The organism is Streptomyces sp. NPDC008086, from assembly GCF_042957325.1.
GTDB lineage: Bacteria > Actinomycetota > Actinomycetes > Streptomycetales > Streptomycetaceae > Streptomyces.
This window is the reverse complement of sequence record NZ_JBIBIA010000001.1, coordinates 652,483-668,202: the sequence shown is the minus strand read 5'-3', so window position 1 is coordinate 668,202 and position 15,720 is coordinate 652,483. Positions and strand designations below refer to the sequence as shown.

The window sequence follows — 15,720 nt, the reverse complement described above, 5'->3', positions numbered from 1 at the left end:
CTCTCCTGAGGGATGGGAGCGGAGGGGGAGGAGACGGTTCGTCCCCCTCCGCTCGGCCGAGGGCCGGCCGGATGGCGGGTGTCCGGCCTGGTGGCCTAGTGGAACTGCTCTTCCTCCGTGGACCCGGCCAGCGCGGTCGTGGAAGAGGCAGGATTGACGGCCGTCGACACCAGGTCGAAGTAACCGGTGCCGACCTCACGCTGGTGCTTGACGGCGGTGAAGCCGTGGGCCTGGGCGGCGAACTCCCGCTCCTGGAGGTCGACGTAGGCGGTCATGCCGTGCTCGGCGTAGCCGCGGGCGAGGTCGAACATGCCGTGGTTGAGGGAGTGGAAGCCGGCGAGGGTGATGAACTGGAACTTGTAGCCCATCGCGCCGAGTTCGCGCTGGAACTTGGCGATCTGTTCGTCGTCGAGCGCGGCCTTCCAGTTGAAGGACGGCGAGCAGTTGTAGGCCAGCATCTGGTCCGGGTACCGGGCGTGGATGGCCTCGGCGAACTCGCGGGCCTGGGCGAGGTCCGGGGTGCCGGTCTCGACCCAGATGAGGTCCGCGTACGGGGCGTAGGCCAGGCCACGGGCGATGACCGGCGCCATGCCGTTGCGGACCCGGTAGAAGCCCTCCGCCGTGCGCTCACCGGTGACGAACTCGGCGTCGCGCTCGTCGACGTCGCTGGTCAGCAGGTTGGCGGCCAGCGCGTCCGTGCGGGCGATGATCACCGTCGGCGTGTCGGCGATGTCGGCGGCGAGACGGGCCGCGTTGAGGGTACGGATGTGCTGCGAGGTCGGCACCAGGACCTTGCCGCCGAGGTGGCCGCACTTCTTCTCGGAGGCGAGTTGGTCCTCGTAGTGGATGCCGGCCGCGCCCGCGGCGATCATGCCCTTGGTCAGCTCGAAGGCGTTCAGCGGGCCGCCGAACCCGGCCTCGGCGTCGGCGACGATCGGCGCCAGCCAGTCGGTCGAGCTGTCACCCTCGCTGGTGGCGATCTGGTCGGCGCGCAGGAGGGCGTTGTTGATCCTACGGACCACCTGGGGCACGGAGTTGGCCGGGTACAGGCTCTGGTCGGGGTAGGTGTGCCCGGCCTGGTTGGCGTCGGCGGCGACCTGCCAGCCGGACAGGTAGATGGCCTGGAGGCCCGCCTTGACCTGCTGCACCGCCTGGCCGCCGGTCAGCGCGCCCAGCGCGTGGACGTAGTCCAGCTCGTGCAGCTGACGCCACAAGCGCTCGGCGCCGCGCCGGGCCAGAGTGTGCTCCTCACGGACGCTGCCGGAGAGCCGTACGACGTCCTCGGCGCTGTAGGTGCGCTCGATGCCCTGCCACCTCGCGTCGGTGGCCCAGCGCCTGGCCAGTTCCTCGGCCGCCTGCGTCGTCGCTTCTGCCATGACTGTCACCGTTTCCTCGGTCTGTACTGGCTGCCAATCCCGCCGTCCGGATGAACAGAGGTGGCACTGCGTGTCGTCTTGCTGGGATGCGGCCCGCCGTCACCCCGGAGGGCGAAGGTGAGCAATGCTGTCGGCGTGATGCGCTGCGGATGCCGGGATCTCCGACGTCAGGGCAGTGAATCGTGCCCCGGTTCCGGGCGGTTTCGGCCGGGTCCGGCGGGCCGCAGTGAAACTCTGGCACTGGCACTGAGTGCCATCAACCTTGGATCAATGCCAACTCTTGCGAATCTTCTCGCCGCGGATTGCCAACTTTGCGAAGGTCTGAGTGGCGGGTTCGTCCCGTACGCTGACCGGGTCGGGACGCCAGGTCCAAAGGGGTGCGGATGAGCAAGACGTACGCGGGTGCGCGGCTGCGGCGGCTGCGTGAGGAGCGCCGTATGAGCCAGGCGGAGCTGGCCCGCGTCCTGGGTATCTCGCCGAGTTATTTGAACCAGATGGAGCACGACTCCCGCCCGCTCACCGTGCCCGTCCTGCTGCGGCTCACGGAGACCTTCGGCGTCGATGCCGCCTTCTTCTCAGAGCGCGACACCGCTCGCCTGGTGGCCGACCTGCGCGAGGCGCTGACCGGGGAGATCGCCGCTTCCAGGGTCTCCCCGTCCGACCTCGCCGAACTGGCCTCGCGGATGCCCGCGGTCGCGCAGGTCCTGCTCGACCTGGGGCGCCACAACCAGCGGCTGGCCGAGCGCCTGGCCGGGGCGGCGGACGGCCGAGGCGGTGAGGGAGAAGCCTCGCCCTCACCCCACGAGGAGATCCGCGACTTCTTCTACCGCCGCCAGAACTACCTCCACGACACCGACCTGGCCGCCGAGCACCTGGCCGAGGAGATCGGTATCCGGCCAGGTGAGGTGATCGGCGCCCTCACCAGGAGACTTGCGGGGACGCACGGCATCCATCTCGCCGCGGAGTCCGGCGAACGGCTGCACCGCTACGACCAGCGAAGCCGCACCCTCCATCTGTCGTCGAGACTGCGGCCCGGTCAGCGCGCCTTCCGCATGGCGACCCAGCTAGCGCTGCTGGAACACGGCGAGGAGCTGGGCCAGCTGGCTGCGGAGGACTTCGAACCCGGCTCGCAGGCTCACGCGCTGGCCCGGATCGGGATCGCCAACTACTTCGCCGCCGCGCTGATCCTGCCGTACACCGCCTTCCACACGGCCGCCGAGGAGGTGCGCTACGACATCGAGCGGCTCACCGACCGCTACGGACTCGGCTACGAGACCGTCTGCCACCGCCTGAGCACCCTCCAGCGCCCCCGGCTGCGCGGTGTCCCCTTCTCCTTCGTCCGGGTCGACCGGGCCGGCAACATGTCCAAGCGGCAGTCCGCGACCGGCTTCCACTTCTCCCGGGCCGGCGGCACCTGCCCCCTGTGGAACGTCTACGAGGCGTTCACCTCACCAGGCCACATCCACGTCCAGACCGCCGAAATGCCGGACGGGCAACGGTACTTGTGGACCGCCCGCGCCGTCACCCGGCACCGCGGCGGCTGGGGCGAGCCCGGCAAGACGTACGCCATCGGGCTCGGCTGCGAAATCCGCCACGCCCACCGCCTCGTCTACTCCGACGGGCTCGACCTCGCCAACGCCTCCGCCGCGACTCCGATCGGCATGGGCTGCCGGGTCTGTGAGCGCGTGGGCTGCTCCCAGCGGGCCGCGCCACCGCTGGGGCGTCCGCTGCTGATCGACCAGAACAGCAGCACCTTCGTGCCCTATCCGGTCGGGAACGACGGGGCCCGGGGGTAGGCCGAGATCTCGGCCCACCCCACGGACGTACCGGCCCGACGGAAGGTCAGGCCCCCGCGGCCTAACGAGTGGCGCGCTGCCGCTGGATCAGGCCGAGCACACCGTCCAGGACGAGGAAGCCCAGCAGGGACCAGCCCAGCAGCGGAACCGCCCAGCCGACGGCGATGGTCAGCGGCACGACCACGGCAAGGGCGGGCCAGGGCAGCTTCCGCCAGGTACCGCGCGCGGGCGGACGGCCCACCCAGGCGCGGCGGTCGGCCCGGGTGGGCCTGCGCTGCCACCACATGCGGTAGCCGAGCACGATGCCCACGGTCAGGCCGAGCGCGATGACCGCGAGGACGATCTGGTTCGCCAGGCCGAAGAGGGTGCCCATGTGGGCGGCTACACCGAGCGTACTGAGCTTGGCGAGCACCGGATGGTCCGCCCAGTCGACACGCGAGGTGACCTCGCCGCTGTGCGGGTCGATGGCCGCCTGGTCCTTGTGGACCGGCCACAGGCCGTCGGTCTGGGCGACGGTCCAGGTGCTCTTGTCGTCGGCGGGGGTGCTGATCTCCACAGGACCGTCGAGGCCCGCGTCACGGGCCTTGTCGAGGATCCGGTCGATGCTCAGCCCTTCCGGCAGGCCGCCCTCCGTGGCGTCTTCGCCGGTGCTCTCGCCGCCCGAGTGGTCGTGTCCCGAGGTGCCGGTCCCGGCGGACGCGGTGGTGGTGTCCAGTTCGGGCGGGTAGGCGCTCAGCGAGGTCCGCAGGTCGGTGATGCGTTCCCCGGCGTGCGTCGACCAGGTCAGGCCGGTGACGCTGAGGGCGAGCAGGCCGACGGAGATCCACACCCCGGTGACCGCGTGGAAGCTGCGGCTGCGGCGCACCCCTCGCGCCCCGCGTTCCGGGAGTACGGTGTTCCGCTTCGAGCCGCCCGCGTAGGTGCGGCGGCGTCCGAACCACAACACGAGACCGCCCAGGACGAGCACCCACAGCCAACTCGCGGCAAGTTCGGAGTAGAGCCGGCCCGTCTCACCGAGGTGGAGATGGCGGTGCAGGTCGTCCAGCCAGGTGGCCAGCGGTGTCGAACCGAACCACGTCGTCAGGGCGCCGCGTACCTCGGCGGTGTAGGGGTCGACGTAGACGGTGCGCTGCTTGTCCTGCTCGGCGAGTTCGGGGACGGAGAGCACGACCTTGGTGGTGTGGTCCGGCTCGTCGGGCGGAACGACCGAGGCGATGGTGCCCTCGGGGTGGGCTTTGCGGGCGGCCGCTATCTGCTCGGTCAGCGGTCTGGGCTCGTCACCGACCCGCTCCACCCGCAACTGGTCGCCGTAGACGAGCTGGTCGAGCTGCGGCACGGCGGTGTACGCCAGCCCGGTCAGCGCCGCGACCAGCAGAAAGGGGGCGACCAGGATGCCGGCGTAGAAGTGCAGCCGGGTCAAAAGCGGCCACCAGCCGGAACGGGTACGACCGTCGGCGCCGCCGTTCTTCGCCGGTGCCGCGGAGGTCGGCAGCGCATCGGTAGCGGTCTGTGCGGCTGGTGGGCTCGCGTCGGAGGAGTCGGCGGGTGGGTTTTCGTCGGGGGAGGCTTCGGACGTGGTGCTCATGAAAGGGCTCAGCTCCTGGAGTCAGCCCGTCCCACTGCGGGGAACCGGGTTGCTGTTCACTGCTGGACGGGCGCGCGCGGTCCACCGGCCCCGTCACCATGGGCGGGGCTGCGGGAGTACACGGCATGCCCGTGAGAGCCGACGCGTGCGGCCGGGCGAACCCGGGGCATGCGCGGCGAGAACACCGGCCGGGCGAGCAGTGCGCGGGGCACCCTCGGTCCGGCCGGATCAGCGGGTGAACAGCAGGGGCGGCCCGCGCCGGGCGAGTGCGTGTTCCAGTACTCGGGTGCCGAAGGGCACATGGTGGTCCGCGGCGCCGCACTGACGCGCCACACGACGCCGGGACAGCACCGCCCGGTGCCGTGCCCACCGCCGCAGCAGGTTCAAGGCGCGGAGCGTGGCCGAAACGGGCGCGCCGAGCAGACGGCACAGCCGCCACACCACGGCCTCCCCCAGGCGCAGCCACCAGGCGGCACCGAGCCCGGCGACCAGGTGCGCGAGCAGCATGAAGGGGCTTGGATGGGCGGCGTCCAGGGCCATGCCGACCGTCTCGGCACCTGCCCCGGTGGCTCCTGTCGCGGCTGCCGGGGCGTGGTGCTCCGCATGCGACATGTGTCCGGCATGCCCATCGTGGTGTGCGGAGGGCGCAGTGCCGGTACGGGCGGGACCGGCCAGGGCGAACAGCAGGTGAAGCGCGCCCTGCGTGACCGTGACCGCGCCGCCGATCTGGACCAGGGAGCGCTCGCGCCCGGCGAGGCGGCCGGCCGTGACCGCGACAGCGATGCCGCCGATGGCCAGCAGTGCGAGCGGCGGATGATGCCCGGCAGCCATGCCGTGCCCGGTGGCGGCCAGCAGCACGCACACCAGGCTGAACACCGCCACCCGCGAGGCGCGGAGCAGGCCACGGTCAGCCATCGCTCCTCCTCGCGTGTTCGCCGGGCTGCCCCCGCTTCTTGTCGCACCCATACGTGTGCGACTCCGTGACTGTTCATTTCCGGCCACGGTGATCGTCGACTGCGGTCGGGACGATGCGCGTGTCCGAGCCCGTGCGCCCGCCCACAGTCGGGTGAGGGAGCGGCGCGTGTGGCAAGGGCTGGCAGAGCCTACCGTGACCGAAATCCGCCGCACCAGTCCGCCGACCGCCGTTCAGCGCGCTGGGACGGTGAACGGGGCGCACTCGCCCCGCGCACACCACGGCACGCGATTCCCGCGGTCACCGAGAAGCGGCGAGGACAGGAGCATCCGCATGGCTGAGAAGACCTACACCGTGTCCGGCATGAGCTGCGGCCACTGTGCGGAGAGCATCACCGAGGAGGTCGTCGAGGTCGCAGGGCGCACCGGGGTCGATGTCGACGTCCCGGCCGGCCGTGTCACCGTGACGGGCGAGGCCCTGGGCGACGCTGCCGTACGCGCCGCGATCGTGGAGGAGGGCTTCGAGGTGACCGGTGCTGCGTCGGCCATGCCTGCCTGACCGATCGGGTGGGACGCACATCAAGTTCGGCATCTGCCTCCTCGACACCCCCGACGCCTGGACGACGCTCTGGCACTCTGCCGCCCTGCGCCGCACGGTCGGCATGTGGACCCTGATGCCCCGCGCCCGCGTCGAGCAGTTGGGCCGGCTGGTCCACCACGAAGGAAGGCCCAGCCTCTCCGAGCAGGACTGAGCACCCTGGAACCCCGGCGTCAGCGTGTGGCCGGTCGCCCGGGCGGCAGCAGCGCCACCGCCAGTGCCGGTACGGCGGCGAGGACCAGCCACGGCACGGCGGGCGGGAGGCCGAGGTCGAGGAGTGAGCCGGTGGCCGAGCTGCCGATGAGGACGATCAGGCCGGAGACGGAGGACAGCGCGCCGGTGTAGAGGCCGAGGCGGCCCTCGGCGGCCAGGTCGGGCACCCAGGCGCGGGCCGCGGGCACGACCAGCATCTGGCCGAGGGTCAGCAGGACGACGTATGCCGCCGCGGGCAGCAGCCCGGCGAGGCCCGTCCACCCGGCGGGGCGCGCGGCGGCCACGACCGCGAAGCCGGCGGCGATGAGCAACAGCCCGGCAGCCATGGAGCGGCGCAGGTCGAGCCGGTCGCCCGCCCAGCGTGTGACCGGAAGTTGTGCGAAGACGACCAGCAGGGAGGAGAGGGCGAACAGCCAGGACAGGGGCGCCTGGGAGCCCGCCGCGCGCTGTACCTCGTCCGGGAGGGCGAGGTACAGCTGGTTGTAGGCCAGCAGGTAGCTGCCGTAGGCGCAGCACAGGGCGAGGAAGCGGCGGTTGCGCAGCAGTACGCGCGCCCCGCCGCGCTCCCGGGTGCGGATGCGGCCGGGGATGTGCTGGGGCATCAGCCAGGCGTGCCCGGCGAGGACGAGGACGAAGACTCCGGCTCCGGCGAGGCAGGCGGTGCGGAAGTCCACGGCGAGCAGCAGCGCGCCGAGCAGCGGCCCGACGAAGGCGCCTGCCTGGCCCGCCACGCTGAACAGGGCCAGGACCCGGGTCCGGGAGCCGTGGCCCTCCTCTTCCCAGACGACGGCCTGGCGGGCCGCCTCGGACTCCACGGCCGGGGAGAACAGCGCGGCGGCGAAACCGATCACCAGCACCGCGCCGATCACCGCCCACGTCGCCTCCGCGTACCCCAGCCACGCGAACCCGGCGATCCGCAGCACGCAGCCGGCCAGGACGACGGGGCGCACGCCGTACCGGTCGACGAGCCAGCCCCCGACCACGAACAGCCCTTGCTGGCTGAAGGTGCGCAGGCCGAGGACGAAGCCGACCAGCCAGCCCGCCATGCCGATCGCCGTGCCGAGGTGCTCGGCGAGGAACGGCAGTACGGCGTAGAAGCCGATGTTGAAGGCGAGTTGGGTCAGGATCAGCAGCCGCAGCAGCGGTGACAGGTCCTTCCAGAGCTTCCGGGTCCGCTCGCGCGGGGCTCTGGGCGTCCCGTCCCGCAAGGCGCGGGCTGCTCGGCGGGTCAGGGCACGGGAGATGAGGTCCGTCATGGGGTTTCCGCCGGTGAGGTGGGCACGGGGGTCAGGGGGGCCACCGGGCGGCTCGGCTGCCGCTCCGGCTCGGGCACGGCCCTCCCGGCTTCGCCGGGTGCTCCGGACGGGCTTGCCGGCCGCTTCCGTCGCCGGGGCAGGCGTATGCCGCCCGCGGCGGTCACGGCGAGCGCCCCCAGCAGGGCGAGGACGGCGGCGGGGAAGAGGACGGCCCAGGGGGCACGTTCGGCGTACGGCTGGTTCTCGGCGAGCAGCAGGCCCCACTCGGGGGAAGGCGGCTGGGCGCCGAGGCCGAGGAAGCCGAGGGCGGCCAGGGCGAGGGCGATGCCGGGCAGCCGGAGCAGGGCGTGCCGGGTGACCGGGGGCAGGACGGCGGGCAGCAGCTCGTGCCAGAGGAGGTACCAGCGTCCGGCGCCGAGGGCCCGGGTGGCGGTGAGATGGGTGGTGGCGCGCTCCTGTTGGAGGAGGGCGGAGGTGTGGGTGGCCAGCGGGGACCAGGCGACGACGGCCACCGCGAGTGCCGGGGTCCACGGGCCGCTGCCCGCGATGCCGGTGACGAGGAGACCGGCCAGGACGGCGGGTACGGCGTTGACCGTGTCGACGAGCGGGGCGGACAGTCGGGGCAGCAGTCCCAGCAGCACGCCGGCCACCAGTGCGGCCGCACTCACCGCGAGGGCGATGGCGAGGGTGTTCAGCGCCCCGTGCGCGATGCGGGCCAGCAGATCGCGGCCGAGGGCGTCGGTGCCGAACGGGTGCGCGACGGACGGGGCCTGGAGCTTGGCGCCGGTGTCGAGGGCGAGCGGGTCGCGGGGCAGGCCGAGGGCGATGACGCCGACGAGCAGTGCCCCGTACAACAGGGGCAGGACGCGGGGCGCGGGTGGGGTGGGCCGGTGCAGGGAGTGCAGGGCCCCGTCGCGCAGCGCGGGCCCGATCAGCCACCGGGTCGCGAGCCGGGCGAGGATGCCGGCGAGAGCCGCGAGAAGTACCAGGGCGAGCGTGCCGGTCTGCAGCGCGGGCAGGTCCTGGGCGAGAGCGGCCCGCAGGGTGAGCCGGCCGAGGCCGGGGATGTCGAAGATCTGCTCGATGGCGACCGATCCGCCGGTGAGGCCGACGACGAACAGGCCCAGGTTGGGCAGGAGTCCGGGCACGCACCGCCGTAGCGCCTGTCGGGCCACGGACTTCGGGGGTACGCCGCGTGCGGCGGCGGCCAGCGCCCAAGGTTCGGCGAACGCGCCGGGCAGCATGTCGTCCAGCATCCGCCCCAGCACGGCCCCGGCGGGCAGGCCGAGGGCGAGTGAGGGCAGCACCATCCACTGCGGCCCGTACCAGCCGAGCGCCGGCAGCCAGCCCAGCTGTACGCCGATCACGGAGGCCAGCACGGACGCGAGGAGGAACTCGGGCAGCGCGGCCAGCACGGCCGTGGCGGTGCCACCGGGCGTGCGGTCACCGAGGCGTCGCCGCGAGCCGAGCCACAGCGTGCGGGCGCACACCGCGGCGGCCGTGGCCACAGCGACGGCGAGGGCCCCGGACATCAGCAGCAGGGACGCCGCGAGGGCCTGCGCGGCGGCGGGCAGCACCTCGGTGCCGGAGACCCAGGAGGTGCCCGCGTCCCCGCGCAGCAGTCCGCCCAGCCAGCGCCCGAGCAGCGGCAACGGGCCGTCACCAAGGCCGAGTTGGTCCCGGATGGCCCGCAGCGTCTCGGGCGTCGGGTCACGCTCGGCCGACCGGGCTCTGAGCACGGTCAGCGCGGGGTCCGTGCGGGACAGCCAGGGCAGCAGGCCGATCCCGCACACCAGGGCGGCCGTGAGCGCGGCCCGCCACAGCAGCGCGGGGCCGCCGCCGCGCGCGAGGGCGCGCAGGGCGGCCGAGCGGTGAGAAACGGTCTTCAGCGCCGGGTCCCCGTCCCGATGAGGGCGCGCTCGTACGGGTCGAGCAGCGCGCCCTGCACGGACTTGGCGATGCCCGTGACCAGCTTCAGATGCACCAGCGGGACCACCGCGTCGGTGCCGAGGATGGCGGCCTCCGCCTTCAGCGCGGCGTCCTGCCGCTTGGCGGTGTCGGACTCGGCCTCGGCGGCGGCGACCAGCTTGTCGACGTTCTTGTCGCACAGGAACGACAGGTTGTTGGAGCCGTCGCAGGTGTAGTCGCTGCCCAGGACGGTGACCGGGTCGCCGGTGTCCAGCATCATGTTGCGGCCGTAGACGACGGCGTCGAACTTCCCGGCCATCATGTCGCCTTCGAGGCGTGTGTAGGTACGCACCTCCAGCTTCACCTTGAAACCGGCCTTCTGCAGCTGCTGTTGCAGCACCTGGGCCACCTCCGGCATCTCGGGCCGGTCGGTGTAGGTGGCGATGGTGATGCTCTTGCCCTCGGGGTCGGTCGCCTTCACCCGCCCGGTCGGCTCGGTCCGCTTGCCGGCCGCCCAGGGCAGGGCCGGCCCGTAGAGGCCCTGGGCGGGCACGGCGTACCCCTCGTAGGCGCCCTTGGCGATGACCGAGGTGTCGATCGCCTCGCGTGCGGCGGCCCGCAGTCCCGCGTCCGTGAAGGCGCCGGACTTGGTGTTGAGGTACAGGCTGGTGTTGCGGGCGGTGTTGATCTCGTGGACGGTGTCCTTGTCCAAGGAGGCGACCTGGGCGACGGGGAGGGACTCGGCGATGTCGACATCACCGGTGCGCAGGGCGTTGGCGCGAGCGGTGCCGTCCGAGACGAACTTCGCGTCGATGCCGGACGCCTGGGCGCGTCCGCCCCAGTAGTCGTCGTACCGGTCCAGGGTGGCCGTCGTGTCACCCGTGGTCTTGGTGAGTTCGAAGGGGCCGGTGGCGGTGCCGACCACGTTCACCGTGCCGTTCTTCTCGTACGCCTTGGGTGCGAACACCGCGAGGGACGGGTTGGACAGCCGCAGCGGCAGTACGGGGTCGGCCTCGGCGGTGTCGACACGGACCTGCTTCTCGCCGACGGCCTTGGCGGTGAGCTTCACATCGGAGAGGGCGGAGGGGGCCGGGTCGGCCTTGCCGACGGCGGTGAGGGCGGCGGTGACGGCCTTCGCGGTGACGGCCTCACCGTCCTGGAACTTCGCCTCCCGCAGGGTGAACACCCAGCTCTTGCCGCCGTTCTCGCTGCTCCACGACTCGGCGAGCGCGGGGACCGCGGTGCCGTTGGCGTCCAGCTTGGTCAGCCCCTCGGTGACGCCCAGCCGGGCAAGGAGCATGGCGTCCTGCCCGAACGGCGAGTAGTTCTCGGTGGGAGCGAAGGCGAGGGCGACGCGCAGGCGTGCGCCGTCGGCCGAGCCCGAGGACGACGAGTCGTCGCCGGAGGAGGCGAAACAGCCGGAGAGCATTGGCGTGAGCAGCAGGCCGGCTATCAGCCGACGGCGGCAGAGTCTCATGGTCCTCGTCGTTCTGTGTGCTGGGTCGTTCTCTGTGCTGGTCCTGTGCGGTCTTTCCAGGTTCGGCACCGAACGTGGAGTATATGAATATCGTTTTCTTTTGAACAAGGTCAATCTCGAAGTGCGGGACGCCGCTCCCGCCGGGCGAGTGCGGGTGCGCGTGGGCCAGAACCGTCACTTCCCGGCGGCCGTCCCCAGGAAGCGGATGTGCGGCCGGTCGCCGGACCCGGGACGGGTCACCGTCGCCCGTACCCCGTAGACGTCGGCGATCAGGGACTCGGTGAGGGTCGCGGCCGGGGTGCCGGCGGCCACCACCCGTCCGTCCCGCAGGACGACGACCTGGTCGCAGTACATGGCGGCCAGGTTGAGGTCGTGCAGGGCGACGACGCTGGTGACGGGCAGTTCGGCGACGAGGTGCAGCAGGTCGAGCTGGTGGTGGATGTCGAGGTGGTTGGTCGGTTCGTCCAGCAGCAGTTCCCGGGGTTCCTGGGCGAGGGCGCGGGCGATCTGCACGCGCTGGCGTTCGCCGCCGGAGAGCGTGTGCCAGGGCTGGTCGGCGCGGTCGGTCAGGCCGGTGCGCTCCAGGGCGGTGCGTACGGCGTTCTCGTCCGCCTCCGTCGCGGGTGTCCAGGCGCGGCGGTGCGGGATGCGGCCGAGGCGCACGACGTCGAGGACGGTCAACTCGACGAGGGTGTCGGCCTGCTGTTCGACGACGGCGACGCGCCGGGCTACGGGACGGCGGCCCCAGTCGGGCATGGGGCGTCCGTCGAGGGTGACGACCCCGGAGGTGGGGGCGAGGACGCCGGACAGCAGCCGCAGCAATGTGGACTTCCCGGAGCCGTTGGGGCCGAGCAGCCCGGTCACGGAGCCGGGGCGGGGGGCGACGCTGACACCGTCGAGGATCAGCCGCCCGTCGATGGAGCGGCTGACGCGGTCGGCGGCGAGGGTGGACAACCGCGCCGCGACCGCCTTCTCATCCGTACCGGAGGTCATCGCGTCCTCCTCCTGCTCGTGCGGTACAGGACCAGAACGAACGCCGGGACGCCGACGAGCGAGGTCACCACGCCCACCGGTACCTCCTGAGGGTCGAGGACGGTACGGGCCAGGGTGTCGGCCCACACCAGGAACACCGCCCCGGCCAGCGCGGTGACAGGCAGCAGGCGGCCGTGCCCGGGGCCCACGAGGGCGCGTGCGGCGTGCGGCAGGACGAGCCCGACGAAGCCGATCGCGCCCGCCGCGCCGACCAGAGCGGCCGTCAGCAGCGCGGTCACGCACAGCAGCGCCAGCCGGGTTCGGGCGACCGCGACGCCGAGGGTTGCCGCCGCGTCCTGGCCGAAGGCGAAGGCGTCCAGTGTGCGCGCGTACCCGAGACACACCACCAGCCCGAGTCCCAGGACGGCCAGGCAGAGCCACACCTCGCTCCAGCCGGCCCCGCTGAGCGACCCGAGCAGCCAGAACAGCACGCCCCGGGTGGTCTCCGCGTCGGCAGCCGTCATCACCACGAACGAGGTCAGCGCGGAGAACAGCTGCATGGCGGCCACCCCGGACAGCACCACCCGGTCCGTGGTCCCGCCGAGGGTGTGACTGAGCAGCAGCACGAGCGCGAACGAGCCGAGCGCGCCCACGAACGCGCCCCCGGAGATGGACAGGACACCGCCTCCGGCACCGAGGACGACCACGACGACGGCGCCGGTCGACGCTCCGGAGGAGACCCCGAGGACGAACGGGTCGGCGAGCGGGTTGCGCAGCAGCGACTGCATCACAGCCCCGCACACGGCGAGGCCGGCTCCGCACACCGCGGCGAGCAGGGTGCGCGGCAGCCGCAGGTTCCACACGATGCCGTCCCGGATCGGGGACAACTCCGCCGTGCCCCATCCCAGATGGGAGGCGACCGCGGACCAGACGTCGCCGACGCCGATGTCCGCCGGGCCGATGGTGACGGCCACGGCGACGGACGCCGCGAGCACCGCCAGCCCGGCGCCCAGGCCGGCCGCGGTCCGCAGGGTGCCCGCGGCAGCCCGCGGCGGCCGGGCCGCGGGCTTGCGCAGAGCGGTGGTCATCCGCCGAGTCCGTACGCGCGCAGCGCGGCGGCGACCTTCTCGACTCCCTCGACGGTGCGGATCGTGGGGTTCATGGCCTGTCCGCTGAGCAGCACGTACCGCTTCTTCTTCACCGCGTCCATGTTCCGGGTCGCCGGGTTGGACTCCAGGAACGCGATCTTCTTCGCGGCGGTCTCCGCGGTCTGCGACTTACGGGTGAGGTCGCCGATGACCAGCACGCCGGGGTTGCGGTCGGCGACGGTCTCCCAGTTGATCTGGGGCCACTCCTGCTCACTGTCGTCGAAGACGTTCTTCGCGCCGAGCGTGTTCGTGATGATGCCGGGCGCGCCGCAGCAGCCCGCCATGTAGGGGGACTCCTGGTTGGCGAACCAGTACAGGATCGTGGTGTCCTCGGCGTCGATCCCGGAGGTGGCCTTGGTGACCCGGCCCTTCAGCTCCGTGACCAGCTTCTCGCCGCGCTCCTGCACCCCGAAGATCCGGGCCAGTTCACGCACCTCGCGATAGACGGTGTCCATGGCCAGCGGCTTCGTCCGTGAGCCGTCACCGTCGCCGCTGTTGTCCTTGCCCTCGCAGTCGGCCGGCGAGAGATACGTCGGCACCCCGAGCTCCCCGAACTTCTCGCGCGGGGCAACCCCGCCCTTACTCAGGGTGGAGGCGAAGGAGGACGCGACGAAGTCCGGCTCGGCGTCCAGGACCTTCTCGAACGACGGGGCGTTGTCGGCGAGCCGGGGCACCTTCGCGTTGGCCTTCTCCAGCCCCTTCATGACCGGGTCGGTCCAGGTGGCGGTGCCCACCATCCGGTCGGCAAGCCCGAGGGAGAGCATGATCTCGGAGGTGCCCTGGTTCAGGGACACCGCCCGCTTCGGTGGGGCCTTGACCGTCACCTTCTCCCCGCAGTTGTCGAGCGTGAGGGCCCGGGCACCGGCTTCGGCGGACTTCCCGGACCCGTCGGACGACGAGCCCGAGCCGCAGGCGGACAGCAACAGCGCCCCGGTCAGGAGCAGAAGGGAACAGCGGGCGGGACGTGACAACTGCACAGTGACTTCCTGGGCGTCGGGGCCCATGCGCGGGGCCCGTTCGGACGGTCGGCTGCCAGCAGGTCTTCGGACTCGGGATCATTCCGACGGGGCACCTTCCCAGAGCCGGCCATGCCCGGTTCCAGTGGCTGTCGCCCCGCCCGTCACCCTCACCGCTGCGCGTCAGTTCCGGACTCCCACCGGATTCCCTGGCCCGTGCACGCGGACGTCCGTGTGCACAAGTGCGACTGGCGCCCGGAAGTTACCATGACCTTACCCACTCCGCCGAGAAGTGCCCGCGGTACTCCCGGTCGCCGGGCATCGGACTGGGCAGGTCACACGCGGTTTCCGAGGAACCGTGGCGCGGGGGCGCAATCCATGGCGGGCCTGACCTCCGGAGGCCGGTCGCCCAGCGCCCCGACGCAAGGGCCGTGGCCCGGGTGATCCGCCGGCGTAAGAGACTCAGTCGAGCGGGGGGCGGCATGTGCGTGTGTGTCGGCGGGTACGTCGAAGAACTCAGCGCCCCTTCTTGCCCAGGTGCCGAGGGCCGCCCGGCGGGAAGCCGGGCGGCCCTCGAGATGTTGCCGCGTCTGGACGTTGCTACTCCTGTGCGTGCCGAATGGCGTCCAGCACGATGTGTGCCACATGGTCGTCGGTCAGGCGGTAGCGCGTCTCGCGGGCCTCGCGCCGGGCGGTGACGATCCGGGAGGTGCGCAGCACCCTCAGGTGCTGGGAGACCAGGGGCTGGCTGACGCCGAGGGCGGTCACCAGCTCGTGGACGTACTTCCCGCCGTCGGCCAACTCGCGCACGATGCCCAGCCGGACGGGCGACGCCAGTGCGCGCAGCAGGTCGCTTGCGGCCTGCAGGGTCTGTAGCGGCTCGTCCGCCGGGGGAGGGGAACTCGTTGCCATATGCAGACATTAGCATATGGCAATGATTTCCAGTGCGGCGGTTGGCCGCTTCGGTGTGCGAGGTGTCAGTGGTCGTCCCAGTGTCCCTCGTGGGCCGCGTGACGGTGACCGTCGTGCACGTAGTCGGTGTGGTCGTCGTGCGGGACGGCGACGTGGCCGCAGCCCTCGCCGTGCTGGTGGTCGTGGCCGTCGTGCACGGCGTGGCCGGTCTCCGCGCACTCGTCGACGTGGTCCCCGTGGACCCGGTGGACGTGGCCGTCGTGCGCGTAGTCCGTGTGGTCCCCGTGCGGGAAAGCGACGTGGCCGCAGCCTTCGCCGTGGGTGTGTGCGTGGTCGTCGTGAGTGCGGTGCTCGGTTGCGGTGGCCATGGAGTGCTCCTTGTGCGTGGTTGTGCGCCCGCGGCTCTCGCAGCGGTCAGTGCATGGCGACATTAACATATAGCGATTGCTGCATGTGTTACTGGTTCGGTGTGGAGTACTGGTCAACTCCGGGCGTCGAGGGTCGAGCCCGATGCGGGCGAGCAGCTGCGGCCACGCTCTGGGTTCAAAGAAGGCTGACGGGAATCCGCGTCAGCGCACTCGCCGCTCCTCGAGCGGCGCGGCCCGCAGCCG

The 15,720-nt window shown here is 72.0% G+C and carries 14 protein-coding genes and 1 riboswitch; of the genes, 3 read left to right on the top strand and 11 right to left on the bottom strand.

Annotation, left to right across the window (positions count from 1 at the left end; translation table 11 throughout):
* Nucleotides 1–95 precede the first annotated feature (95 nt).
* Nucleotides 96–1,376 carry an isocitrate lyase gene (gene aceA, locus ACFZBP_RS02980; RefSeq protein ID WP_391409523.1) on the bottom strand — a complete coding sequence of 427 codons (1,281 nt, stop codon included), beginning with the start codon at nt 1,374–1,376 and terminating at the stop codon, nt 96–98.
* Nucleotides 1,377–1,759: 383 nt separating this feature from the next.
* Between aceA and ACFZBP_RS02975 the strand changes: the two genes are divergently transcribed.
* A complete protein-coding gene (locus ACFZBP_RS02975; protein WP_391409522.1) occupies nt 1,760–3,172 on the top strand; it encodes a short-chain fatty acyl-CoA regulator family protein in 1,413 nt (470 codons plus the stop codon).
* Between the two features lie 61 nt (nt 3,173–3,233).
* Here ACFZBP_RS02975 and ACFZBP_RS02970 read toward each other — a convergent pair whose 3' ends face one another.
* Nucleotides 3,234–4,757, bottom strand: a complete 1,524-nt coding sequence (locus ACFZBP_RS02970; RefSeq protein ID WP_391409521.1) for a PepSY domain-containing protein — start codon at nt 4,755–4,757, stop codon at nt 3,234–3,236.
* A gap of 228 nt (nt 4,758–4,985) precedes the next feature.
* A complete protein-coding gene (locus ACFZBP_RS02965; RefSeq protein WP_391409520.1) occupies nt 4,986–5,672 on the bottom strand; it encodes a hypothetical protein in 687 nt (228 codons plus the stop codon).
* Between the two features lie 331 nt (nt 5,673–6,003).
* Between ACFZBP_RS02965 and ACFZBP_RS02960 the strand changes: the two genes are divergently transcribed.
* Nucleotides 6,004–6,228, top strand: a complete 225-nt coding sequence (locus ACFZBP_RS02960; protein WP_391409519.1) for a cation transporter — start codon at nt 6,004–6,006, stop codon at nt 6,226–6,228.
* A complete protein-coding gene (locus ACFZBP_RS02955; RefSeq protein ID WP_391409518.1) occupies nt 6,203–6,421 on the top strand; it encodes a hypothetical protein in 219 nt (72 codons plus the stop codon). The genes ACFZBP_RS02960 and ACFZBP_RS02955 overlap by 26 nt, the downstream gene beginning before the upstream one ends.
* 19 nt (nt 6,422–6,440) lie before the next feature.
* Here ACFZBP_RS02955 and ACFZBP_RS02950 read toward each other — a convergent pair whose 3' ends face one another.
* From ACFZBP_RS02950 to ACFZBP_RS02915, 8 genes are all read right to left on the bottom strand, one after another.
* Nucleotides 6,441–7,736 (bottom strand): MFS transporter, encoded by a 1,296-nt coding sequence (locus ACFZBP_RS02950; protein WP_391409517.1) that lies wholly within the window; start codon nt 7,734–7,736, stop codon nt 6,441–6,443.
* On the bottom strand, nt 7,733–9,529 hold the full coding sequence (locus ACFZBP_RS02945) for an ABC transporter permease subunit (RefSeq protein ID WP_391409516.1): 1,797 nt from the start codon (nt 9,527–9,529) through the stop codon (nt 7,733–7,735). The genes ACFZBP_RS02950 and ACFZBP_RS02945 overlap by 4 nt, the downstream gene beginning before the upstream one ends.
* 92 nt (nt 9,530–9,621) lie before the next feature.
* Nucleotides 9,622–11,121 (bottom strand): ABC transporter substrate-binding protein, encoded by a 1,500-nt coding sequence (locus ACFZBP_RS02940; RefSeq protein WP_391409515.1) that lies wholly within the window; start codon nt 11,119–11,121, stop codon nt 9,622–9,624.
* Nucleotides 11,122–11,295: 174 nt separating this feature from the next.
* A complete protein-coding gene (locus tag ACFZBP_RS02935; protein ID WP_391409514.1) occupies nt 11,296–12,114 on the bottom strand; it encodes an ATP-binding cassette domain-containing protein in 819 nt (272 codons plus the stop codon).
* Nucleotides 12,111–13,181, bottom strand: a complete 1,071-nt coding sequence (locus ACFZBP_RS02930) for an iron chelate uptake ABC transporter family permease subunit (protein WP_391409513.1) — start codon at nt 13,179–13,181, stop codon at nt 12,111–12,113. The genes ACFZBP_RS02935 and ACFZBP_RS02930 overlap by 4 nt, the downstream gene beginning before the upstream one ends.
* Nucleotides 13,178–14,245, bottom strand: a complete 1,068-nt coding sequence (locus tag ACFZBP_RS02925) for an ABC transporter substrate-binding protein (protein WP_391409512.1) — start codon at nt 14,243–14,245, stop codon at nt 13,178–13,180. The genes ACFZBP_RS02930 and ACFZBP_RS02925 overlap by 4 nt, the downstream gene beginning before the upstream one ends.
* Before the next feature lie 12 nt (nt 14,246–14,257).
* A riboswitch (cobalamin riboswitch) is annotated at nt 14,258–14,465 on the bottom strand.
* A gap of 332 nt (nt 14,466–14,797) precedes the next feature.
* The gene (locus ACFZBP_RS02920; protein WP_391409511.1) at nt 14,798–15,109 is read right to left on the bottom strand and encodes a metalloregulator ArsR/SmtB family transcription factor; all 312 of its coding nucleotides are present in this window, start codon (nt 15,107–15,109) and stop codon (nt 14,798–14,800) included.
* Nucleotides 15,110–15,174: 65 nt separating this feature from the next.
* Nucleotides 15,175–15,477, bottom strand: coding sequence for a hypothetical protein (locus tag ACFZBP_RS02915; RefSeq protein ID WP_391409510.1), 303 nt, complete (start codon nt 15,475–15,477; stop codon nt 15,175–15,177).
* Nucleotides 15,478–15,720 lie beyond the last annotated feature (243 nt).